Annotated in this window: 8 protein-coding genes; all 8 read left to right on the forward strand. The window is 60.6% G+C overall.

Annotated elements, in window-relative coordinates; translation table 11 throughout:
• The first annotated feature begins 1123 nt into the window (after positions 1-1123).
• The 8 genes from KHP60_RS25780 (at position 1124) to KHP60_RS24555 (ending at position 9766) form a co-directional block, all read left to right on the forward strand.
• Positions 1124-2050 carry a septal ring lytic transglycosylase RlpA family protein gene (locus KHP60_RS25780; protein ID WP_311925349.1) on the forward strand — a complete coding sequence of 309 codons (927 nt, stop codon included), beginning with the start codon at positions 1124-1126 and terminating at the stop codon, positions 2048-2050.
• Positions 2051-2176: 126 nt separating this feature from the next.
• Positions 2177-3388 carry a D-alanyl-D-alanine carboxypeptidase family protein gene (locus KHP60_RS24525; RefSeq protein WP_213566890.1) on the forward strand — a complete coding sequence of 404 codons (1212 nt, stop codon included), beginning with the start codon at positions 2177-2179 and terminating at the stop codon, positions 3386-3388.
• Positions 3388-4062 (forward strand): dTMP kinase, encoded by a 675-nt coding sequence (gene tmk / locus KHP60_RS24530; RefSeq protein WP_213566891.1) that lies wholly within the window; start codon positions 3388-3390, stop codon positions 4060-4062. Before KHP60_RS24525 ends, tmk begins: the two co-directional genes overlap by 1 nt.
• Positions 4052-5116: a DNA polymerase III subunit delta' gene (locus tag KHP60_RS24535; protein WP_213566892.1), complete on the forward strand. Its 1065-nt coding sequence runs from the start codon at positions 4052-4054 to the stop codon at positions 5114-5116. Before tmk ends, KHP60_RS24535 begins: the two co-directional genes overlap by 11 nt.
• A 47-nt stretch (positions 5117-5163) precedes the next feature.
• Positions 5164-6714 (forward strand): methionine--tRNA ligase, encoded by a 1551-nt coding sequence (metG, locus tag KHP60_RS24540; protein WP_213566893.1) that lies wholly within the window; start codon positions 5164-5166, stop codon positions 6712-6714.
• 47 nt (positions 6715-6761) lie between these two features.
• Positions 6762-8093: a family 1 glycosylhydrolase gene (locus KHP60_RS24545; RefSeq protein ID WP_213566894.1), complete on the forward strand. Its 1332-nt coding sequence runs from the start codon at positions 6762-6764 to the stop codon at positions 8091-8093.
• A gap of 66 nt (positions 8094-8159) precedes the next feature.
• Positions 8160-8969, forward strand: a complete 810-nt coding sequence (locus KHP60_RS24550) for a TatD family hydrolase (protein WP_213566895.1) — start codon at positions 8160-8162, stop codon at positions 8967-8969.
• Positions 8966-9766, forward strand: a complete 801-nt coding sequence (locus KHP60_RS24555; RefSeq protein WP_213566896.1) for an MBL fold metallo-hydrolase — start codon at positions 8966-8968, stop codon at positions 9764-9766. Before KHP60_RS24550 ends, KHP60_RS24555 begins: the two co-directional genes overlap by 4 nt.
• Positions 9767-10015 lie beyond the last annotated feature (249 nt).

Here is a 10015-nt window from a genome sequence, read left to right on the forward strand (position 1 = left end):
TGAGGAAGGTCGCCGCGCGCACCGGCGACCAGAACACGCGCACGCAGATCAGCGGAATAGGGCTGGGGCATGGCTTGCCTCCCGGGCCATATGCCTGTCAACGCACAGCCCACCCGAATGGATTCAAGTCCAGATCAAAAGCGCTTTAGCATCACTCATGAAGTGCCGGAAATAGCACTCTCCGCCCCCACGTTCCCAACACCAGATTGACCGGACCCCGTCCGTGAACAGTATTGTGCGGACCGCCCCTGTCAGGCCAAGGAGAATTGGTGGCGTTTGCTGCCGTATGCAGGAATGCTCAGAACCTCCCGATTGCCGACCGCATTTCCCCTGACGGATCGGGCTCTCGCGAAATTCTCCATCGTGCGGTCTTTAATCGAGCGGCAGCCATAGCGGTTGTGTGTTTGGCCCTACTTGGCTGATTGATCTGCATCTTCAGACCGTACTGACCATAATGAAGCCTCTACCCATGACATCGACAACCTTCTCGCCCAGTTCACGAAACATGGGCGGGTCGCGGTCGAGTACGAGGCTGTATGCCTGACCGTCTATGAAAGTAGAGCAGCGTGCGCTCGCCTAATGCTTGGGTTCGTGGCAGCGACAGTCGTTTCATTAACCAAGCCATCTCAAAATGAAGTTGTCGCTCGAACGGAGGGCAGGAGCCAAACCGGCTGATGCGCATCGGCGAAACTCTCTTGATGGCGACTGGCAGATCAATGTGGAATAAGTCGCTGATTTTTATACTAAAATTGGCGCTAATCTCCGGGGCGAGATCCTCCCGTCGAATTTCGTTGCCTCAGCATTCTCCGGCGACCTCGGAACCTCTTTCGTTAAAGTCGCATCGTGGCTTTGACATCTATGCTTCTGATATGAAAGGATAATTATAATTTCATAATTATGTTTCATTGCCTGTAGCTGAGCCATTGACAAGCGCGGCCGTTTAACTTCTTTTTAAGCACCCGCAAACCAACTTGGCTTGATGTGCGGACATTGGCGCGATGCCATGCACCGTACAGACGATAGGATGCGAGACGATATGCCTTGTGATCGCGCCGAAGCGAAAACCGGACTGAAGGGAAGTGGCTCTTCCATCAATCAACGGACTCTCCTCCGCATCGCAGGCGTGACCGCGATCGCCCTGACGGCAGCCAATTGCTCCTCGAATGTCCGAGGGGGGATCGATCCCAAGTATGGCGTGGCCCCGAGCCCGAAGGTTGTCGCCGACGGCCAGCCTATTCCGAAGGGCGGCGGCCGCCAGATGGTAGGCAAGCCCTACACGGTTGCCGGCCGTACCTATGTGCCGAATGAAACGCCGCGGGCGAGCGAGGGGCTGGCGTCCTGGTACGGCTCTAATTTCCACGGTCGTATGACAGCCAATGGCGAGGTCTTCGATCGCGATTCGATTGCAGCCGCCCACACGACCATGCCGCTGCCGAGCTACGCCCGTGTGACGAATCTGCAGAATGGGCATTCCATGATCGTTCGCGTGAATGATCGCGGTCCGTTCCATGGCAACCGGGTGATTGACGTGTCCGAACGTGCTGCCGCGGCCCTTGGCTTTCGGCAGTCCGGAACTGCGCGAGTACGGGTCGAGTATGTCGGCCGCGCTTCCACCAACGGCAGCGATGACCGCATCCTTTTGGCAAGCCTCCGGACGGACGGGCAACCGGCTGCCCTGACCGGCTCGGCCCCAACCATGATCGCCCAGGCGGCACCGCGGCCGAACGCCCCTCGCCAAGCCATAGCCCTCCAGACCTACGAGCCTGATGACGATGCCTATTCGGCACCGGCTCCCGTGGCGCATCCTGCGGGTTCCGGCGCCGTTGCCAGCAATGTGCCGCTTCCACCTGAGCGTCCGTTCGACCTTGGCACGATCCCAGGAGCGGCAAGCCCGGTGGCGCGGATCAGCTCAGCGGCTCCCGGGGCAATTCCCGCCTCGCGTCCGGTCGTCGCCAGTCTCTACGAGGCTCCGCCGGGACATGCGCCGTCCGGCTTCCAGAGAAGTGGCGCATATTCGGCTGCCAATCCTTCGAAGTTCGTGCTCCGGTAGTTCCCGGAATCCGCCCGACCTGATCTATGTAACATCGCGCACAGGCTAGCGTGGCCGGACGTTGATTTGTTGTTGACGCGCTACAGATTCGGGGTCTCCTAAGGGGAGAGCCCGGAGAAGTTGACGATGCGTCACGTTAAGGTCGCCCAATGCCTGGCGGCGTTTGGTTTTGTATGGGGTGCCATCTTCCTCGCGTCCGCTTGGCCGAAAGCGGCGCTGGCGCAGAATTTCCAGACCGCGGCGCCCACGGCAATCCTGATGGACGCAGGAAGCCATGCGGTTCTTTTCGAGAAGAATGCCGATGAACTGACCGCACCCGCCAGCATGGCCAAGACCATGACGGCAGAGGTTGTGTTCAATGAGATTAAGAGCGGTCGCCTGAATTTTGACAGCGAGTTCACCATCTCGGAGAATGCGTGGCGCAAAGGGGGGGCAGGCTCGGGCGGCTCATCCATGTTCGCCAAGGTCAATACACCGGTCCGGCTCGAGGATCTGCTGCGCGGCCTCATCGTTCAGTCCGGCAACGACGCCGCGATAGCGCTCGCCGAAGGCATTGCCGGTACGGAAGAGAATTTTGCCCGCATGATGAACGAGCGGGCCAAGCAGATCGGTCTCACCAAGTCGACCTTCCGCAACGCGACCGGCTACGGGCATCCCGAGCAGAAGGCCACCGTCCGAGATCTGTCGAAGCTCGCCCTTCACCTCATCGAGACCTATCCCGACCTCTACAAGATCTTCGGCGAGCGTGAGTTTACCTGGAACAAGATCCGCCAGCAGAACCGCAATCCGTTGCTGTTCCTCGACATAGGAGCGGACGGGCTCAAGACAGGCAATATCGATGAATCGGGCTACGGCCTGATCGGATCCGCCGTTCAGAACGATCAGCGTCTGATCGTGGTCGTCAATGGCCTTAAGACGGCGAAGGATCGCGCGGCTGAATCCCGGAAACTCCTGGATTGGGGCTTCAGGGCCTTCGAAACCCAACAACTGTTCGCCGAGGGGCAGGTCGTTGGCGAAGCTCAGGTTTTCGGTGGAAACATGCGGTCGCTGCCGCTTGTGTCCAAGAAGCCTGTTCGTGTACTTGTGCCTCGTGGAGAGGGCGAGCGGGTCAGCGCTCGCATCATCTACACCGGTCCGCTCAAGGCCCCTGTCCAGAAGGGAGCCGAGGTAGCCCGGCTTCAGGTCAATCGGGGTGACATGCAGGCTCTCGAAATGCCGCTTTACGCCAATGAGGATGTCCACGAAGGGACGCTGAGCCAGCGGGCTCTGGATGGCCTGCTCGAGTTCAGCACGGGCTGGGTCCGCCGCGCTTTCACAAGCGTGATCGAAGGCATTTGATGGCCGGCTGCTTCATTACGTTCGAGGGTGGGGAAGGCGCCGGCAAGTCGACCCAGATCGAGAGACTTAAAGCCCGGCTGGGGCAACTCGGCCAGTCAGTTCTCGTGACCCGCGAGCCCGGTGGCTCGCCGCATGCCGAGGAAATCCGTGCGTTCATCCTGGGAGGGCATGCCAAGCATCTCGGGCCTTTAGCGGAAGCACTGCTCTTTGCGGCAGCCCGGATCGATCACCTCGACAAGACGATTGGGCCGGCGCTGAGAGGTGGCACCCACGTTCTATGCGATCGTTTTGCGGATTCGACTCGGGCTTATCAGGGATCCCTGGGGAATATAGACAAGGGGCTGATCGACCGGCTCGAGACAGTAACCCTCAGGGGCGCGAAGCCCGACCTGACCTTTATCCTCGATCTTCCTGCCGAAACCGGGCTCTCTCGCGCCAGAGCGCGCCAGGCAGGGAAAGGCGAGGGGGCGGATCGGTTTGAGGAAGAGGATATCTCCTTCCACCAATCCCTTCGCCAAGCCTATCTTTCGATTGCCAGGGCCGAGCCGAAACGGTTCGTTGTGATCAATGCGGACCAGGAACCCGACGAAGTCGAAGCGGCCATTTGGGCAGCTTTGCGTGAGCGCCTTCCTCAAGTGACCGACCAAGCGGCGAGGCCCCCCGATGCCGCGTGACGATCAGGAAGCAGTCGAGCCGGACCGGTTCGAGGGGGCGCCGCATCCCCGGGAGCAATTCGCTTTCTTCGGCCATCGCGAGGGCGAGGAAGCCTTCCTGGACGGGCTGCGCAGCGGTCGTCTCCATCATGCCTGGCTGATCGGGGGCGGGCAGGGGATCGGGAAGGCCACCCTGGCGTATCGCGTCGCGCGAAGCATTCTTGATCCGCAGATGAGCCGTGATCGCGCCATCCCAAGCCTGGATGTGCCTCCCGACTCGCATGTGGCGCGTCAGGTGGCGGCTCTCTCGCACCCCAATTTGTCGGTTCTTCGCAGGGCTCCGGCCACGGACAAGAAGGGTCCGTCAGCGACCATTCCTGTGGAGGCGGTCCGCCGAGCGCTCGGCATGTTCGGCTCGACCGCCGCCAACGGCGGCTACCGGGTCTGCATCGTCGACAGCGCCGACGATTTGACGATCTCAAGCGCCAATGCCCTGCTCAAGGTGATCGAGGAGCCGCCGCCGCGCTCGATTTTCCTCATCGTCAGCCATGCCCCCCAAAGGGTTCTCCCCACGATCCGTTCCCGCTGCCGGCGCCTTCTGCTTCGTCCCTTGGAGAACCACGACATCAGCGCGGCCATAGCGTCCCTCGGATCACTCTGGACCGATATTCCTCAAGACGTATTGGATCAGGCGCTGCTCTATGGGGAAGGTTCCGTCCGACGTACGCTGGAACTGCTCGACGCCGAGAAGGTCGCCTTCATCGATCAGGTCACCCGGCTTCTGAACGGATTACCGAAAGCCGACACCAAGCAAGTCCTTGCGCTTGCGGAAGCGCTCTCCAGGCGGGATGCGGACGACAGCTATGAGCTGGCACTGGAAACGGTGCAGCGCTGGGTGTCGGAGAGACTCCACGAGCGGGCAGGGCTCGGCGCGTCCCGCCTTGCGCCTTTGGTAGAGGTATGTGAGAAGATCGGCCGTTCGGCGCGCGAGATCGACGTGTTCAACCTCGACCGTCGGCCCTTCATCCTGACGATGTTCGACGATCTTGCCGACGCGGTTCGTCGAGCGGCTTGAAGCCCCGTCGTCCGAAGGGTTTTTGATTTCAAGGCTTAGGATTCGACATGGCCGACAAGCAGAAGTTCTATATCACCACGGCTATCTCGTACCCGAATGGGGCGCCCCATATCGGCCACGCCTACGAGGTGGTCGCATCCGACGCGATCGCACGCTTCAAGCGCATCGACGGTTACGATGTGTTCTTCATGACAGGCACGGACGAGCACGGCCTGAAAATTCAGCAGACGGCCGATAAGAGCGGCACGACGCCCAAGGCCTTCGTCGATGAGATGGCAGCCAAGTTCAAGGCCATGGCCGACCGGCTCGACTGCTCCTACGACCGCTTTATGCGCACCACGGATGCCGATCATCTGCCCTCGACCCAGGAACTCTGGCGCCGGATGCAGGAGAAAGGGGATATCTATCTCTCGAAGTATTCCGGCTGGTACTCGGTCCGGGACGAGGCCTATTTCGACGAGAGCGAGCTGACGAAACAGGCCGACGGCAGCTGGCGCGCGCCGACGGGGGCGGCTGTCGAATGGATCGAGGAGGAGAGTTACTTTTTCCGCCTCTCTGCCTATCAGGATCGGCTTCTCGCCCATTATGCGGCCGATCCGGACTTCATCAGTCCGGAAACCCGCCGCAACGAGATCACGAGCTTCGTCCGGTCCGGGCTGCAGGACCTCTCGATCAGCCGCACGACCTTCGACTGGGGCCTGCCGGTCCCGGGCGATCCGAAGCACGTCATGTATGTGTGGATCGACGCCCTCAACAATTATGTAACCGGCTGCGGTTTTCCGAATGAGAACGATCCGCGGTGGCGTTATTGGCCAGCCGACGTGCATATCATCGGCAAGGACATCGTACGCTTCCACACGGTCTATTGGCCGGCTTTCCTGATGTCGGCTGAGCTGCCGCTGCCGAAGCGCGTTTTTGGCCATGGATTCCTGCTCAACAAGGGCGAGAAGATGTCGAAGTCCGTCGGCAATGTGGTCGATCCCTTCGACCTTGCCGACACCTACGGCGTCGATCAGATCCGTTATTTCTTCATGCGGGAAGTGCCTTTCGGCCAAGACGGGAACTACTCCCACGAGGCCATCGTCAACCGGATCAATGCGGATCTGGCAAACGACCTCGGCAATCTGGCCCAACGGTCCCTGTCCATGATCGGCAAGAATTGCGACGGGACCGTGCCGCAGCCGGGCGAGTTCACCCAGGCCGATCAGGACATTCTCTGGCTGGCCGATGCCTTGCCGGGGAAGACGAGGGCTGCCATGAAGGATTTCGCGGTCCATACCACGCTTGCCGAGATCTGGGCCGTGGTGGCGGAGGCCAACCGCTATTTCGCCTCACAGGAGCCGTGGGTGCTGCGCAAGAGCGATCCGGCACGGATGAACACGGTGCTCTACGTGACGGCAGAGATCCTGCGGGCAGTCGGCATTCTGGCCCAGCCCTTCGTTCCGACGGCTGCCGCCAAGCTGCTCGACCTGCTGGCGGTTCCGTCGGAGGGCAGGGTGCTTGCGGCCGTCGGATCCGAGCATCGTTTGGTGCCCGGAAGTGCCCTTCCGCAACCTGTGCCGATTTTCCCGCGTTATATCGAGGCGGAGGCGTCCTGACGCATCCGCTTTGATCGGCCCTCTGGGCCCCTCAGCGGAAGCGCACGATGTATACGACCTTCATGTTCGCAACCGGGATCGAGAACAGCATCCCGACCATCAATAATGGCCGCACGCGCATCGATCAGATGGAGAAATGCGGCCATTACACCCATTGGCGGACGGATTTCGAGCTTCTGGACGATCTGGATATCCAGGTCCTGCGCTATGGGCCGCCGCTCCATACGACCTACATCGGACCAGGTCGGTACGACTGGTCCTTCGCCGATATGACCTTCGCTGAGATCAGGCGGCGTAACATAATCCCCATCGTCGATCTCTGCCATTTCGGGGTTCCGGACTGGATCGGCAACTTCCAGAATCCAGATTTTCCTGATCTTTTCGCCACTTATGCCGAAGAATTCGCACGCCGCTACGCCTGGGTTCAGCTCTACACGCCCATCAACGAGATGTTCATCTGCGCCCAGTTCTCGGCCGCCTATGGTTGGTGGAACGAGCAGTTGCGCAGCGATCAGGCCTTCGTGACGGCTCTCAAGCACATCGTGAAGGCGAATGTGCTGGCCATGGAGCGGATCCTCAAGGTTCGCCCGGATGCGCTGTTCATCCAGAGCGAGTCGTCCGAGTACTTCCACGCGGAAAACCCGGCGGCAATCAAGCCCGCCGAGATCATGAATGCTCGACGCTTCCTGTCCCTCGACCTCAACTACGGTCGGCGGCTGGACTCGGAGATGTACGAGTTCCTGATGGATAACGGCATGGCCCGGGAGGAATACCATTTCTTCCTGAGCCGTTCGTCACTTCGTCACCACTGCATCATGGGAAACGACTATTACGTCACCAACGAACACCGGGTGAGTGCCGACGGAGCCACAAGAGCAGCCGGCGACGTGTTCGGCTACGACGAGATCACCCGGCAGTACTATGATCGATATCGGCTGCCGGTAATGCATACCGAGACGAACCTCATGGAAGGGCCGACCGGGCAGGAAGCGGTAGACTGGCTCTGGAAGCAATGGGCCAACGTGCTCCATGTCCGAAACACCGGCGTTCCGATCGTCGGCTTCACTTGGTATTCTCTGACCGATCAGGTCGATTGGGATGTGGCTCTGCGCGAGGAAAACAATCGCGTCACGCCTGTCGGGCTCTATGATCTCGACCGGAATATCCGTCCTGTCGGACGCTGCTACAAGCACCTGATCGATGCTTGGTGCAATGTCCTGCCCGCTCAGAGCGTGTGCCTCACCGTTCCCGTCGTTCGGCCGCAGGACCATGACGATGTCCAGGTGCGCAGGCATCAGGAGCGGCTTCGCAAAATGCGGCGCAAAGAGACGAAAGAGGACGATGAGCCTGTGGCGACAGCCCAGGGCGGCCATCAGTAGACGAGGGCGCCGATCCGATTTATGCAGCCGTGCCGCTAGCCGCCGCAGAGGAGGGTGCCTTCAACCATGTTGGTCGATAGCCATTGCCATCTGGACTTCCCGGATTTTCAGAACCGGCTCCCCGAGGTGCTGGATGCGGCATCGGCTGCCGGCGTGGGTCGCATGGTAACGATCTCAACCCATGTGGCCCGCTTCGAGACCTATCGTGCCTTGGCCGAGACTCATGAGAGCATCTTTTGCACCGTCGGCACGCATCCTCACAATGCCGCCGCCGAACCCGATATGCCGGCCGAGCGGCTGATCGAGCTCTCGCAGCACCCGCGATGCGTCGCCATTGGCGAAGCCGGCCTCGATTATCATTACGATAAGAGCCCGCACGACGTGCAGCAGCGGGTTTTCAGGACGCATATCGAGGCGGCGCGGGAAACCGGCTTGCCCTTGGTCATCCATGCCCGCAACGCCGACGACGACATGATCCAGATCTTGTCCGAGGAAATGAGGCGAGGGCGCTTCGATGCGGTTCTCCATTGCTTCTCGTCCGGCGAAAGGCTGGCTCAGGTCGGTGTCGAGCTCGGGCTCTACGTGTCCTTTTCCGGCATCCTGACCTTCAGGAACTCGGAGGAGATCCGCCGGATCGCGGCGGCAGTTCCCCATGAGCGTCTGCTTGTCGAGACGGACGCGCCATATCTGGCTCCCGTTCCGTATCGCGGAAAAACGAACGAGCCGGCGTTCGTGCCTCACACCGCCAAGGTACTCGCAGACGTCGTCGGGATGACAGACCAGGACGTCGCCGCGTTGACGACGGCGAATTTCTATCGCCTGTTCGCCAAGGCTGCCGCCGCCGACGCGGCATCGGGACAGGCGCTCGCATCATGACCTTGAGAGTGACGATCCTCGGTTGCGGGTCCTCAGCCGGCGTGCCGCGCGTCGGTGTCGGTTGGGGCGCCTGCGATCCGTCCAACCCCAGGAACCGCCGACGGCGCTGCTCGATTCTGGTCGAGAAAACAGGCTCCGGCGGTTCGACTACGGCTGTTCTTGTCGATACCACGCCCGATCTGCGCGAGCAGCTTCTTGGGGCCGATGTCCGTCGCCTCGACGGCGTTCTCATCACGCATGAGCATGCGGATCATATCCACGGTATCGACGATCTGCGTCCGCTCGCCATCGTCCAGCATCAGCGAATCCCGGTCTATGCCGACCGGATGACGAGTGAGCTTCTCCAGATGCGGTTCGGCTACTGCTTCGAGACGCCGGCCGGCAGCAGCTATCCGCCGATCCTGAAGATGCGCCATCTGCAGCACGGCGTGATGACCGCGGTTTCCGGGCCCGGCGGTGCCGTTGAGGCCTTGCCGTTCAGGATGGTCCACGGGGATATCGATGCCCTGGGATTCCGTTTCGGCAGAATCGCTTACGCGCCGGACGTGAGCCGCATGCCCGAGGAGAGCCTGCCGGCCCTCGAAGACCTGGATGTCCTGATCCTGGATGCCTTGCGCTACACGCCGCATCCGACGCACTTCTCGCTGTCGGAAGCACTGGAGCTGATCGAGAAAGTCAGGCCGAAGCACGCCATCCTGACGAACCTGCACACGGACCTGGATTACGAAAAACTGCGACGAGAACTGCCGCCGCATATCGAACCGGCTTATGACGGGATGCAGATCGAAACGCGCTAGGCTCACGCTGAACGTCCTGCTGCCTCGAAACCTCGCTTGAAGCGTCGGTAAGTGGATTTCCCCAGTAACGCATCAAAATAGGTTCCATAATATATCTTATGCGAAATGTCTTTGTAGGCGCAAAGTTAAATTGTCAGCACTGAGCAAAGTCAAAATGTCAGTCTCCTGCCCTTCGGGATCGAGGCACGGAGGCGGCAGATCTGATGGGCATGGTGCTGATGAGCAAACGAGAACTCAACCGGATCGACA

The organism is Microvirga sp. 3-52 (assembly GCF_018383585.1).
Classification (GTDB): Bacteria; Pseudomonadota; Alphaproteobacteria; order Rhizobiales; family Beijerinckiaceae; genus Microvirga.

Bases quoted from the DNA above. Each gene is read 5' to 3' on its own strand.
- KHP60_RS24525 (WP_213566890.1), top strand. From the start codon at position 2,177: ATGCGTCACGTTAAGGTCGCCCAATGCCTGGCGGCGTTTGGTTTTGTA.
- tmk (WP_213566891.1), top strand. From the start codon at position 3,388: ATGGCCGGCTGCTTCATTACGTTCGAGGGTGGGGAAGGCGCCGGCAAG.
- KHP60_RS24535 (WP_213566892.1), top strand. From the start codon at position 4,052: ATGCCGCGTGACGATCAGGAAGCAGTCGAGCCGGACCGGTTCGAGGGG.
- metG (WP_213566893.1), top strand. From the start codon at position 5,164: ATGGCCGACAAGCAGAAGTTCTATATCACCACGGCTATCTCGTACCCG.
- KHP60_RS24545 (WP_213566894.1), top strand. From the start codon at position 6,762: ATGTATACGACCTTCATGTTCGCAACCGGGATCGAGAACAGCATCCCG.
- KHP60_RS24550 (WP_213566895.1), top strand. From the start codon at position 8,160: ATGTTGGTCGATAGCCATTGCCATCTGGACTTCCCGGATTTTCAGAAC.
- KHP60_RS24555 (WP_213566896.1), top strand. From the start codon at position 8,966: ATGACCTTGAGAGTGACGATCCTCGGTTGCGGGTCCTCAGCCGGCGTG.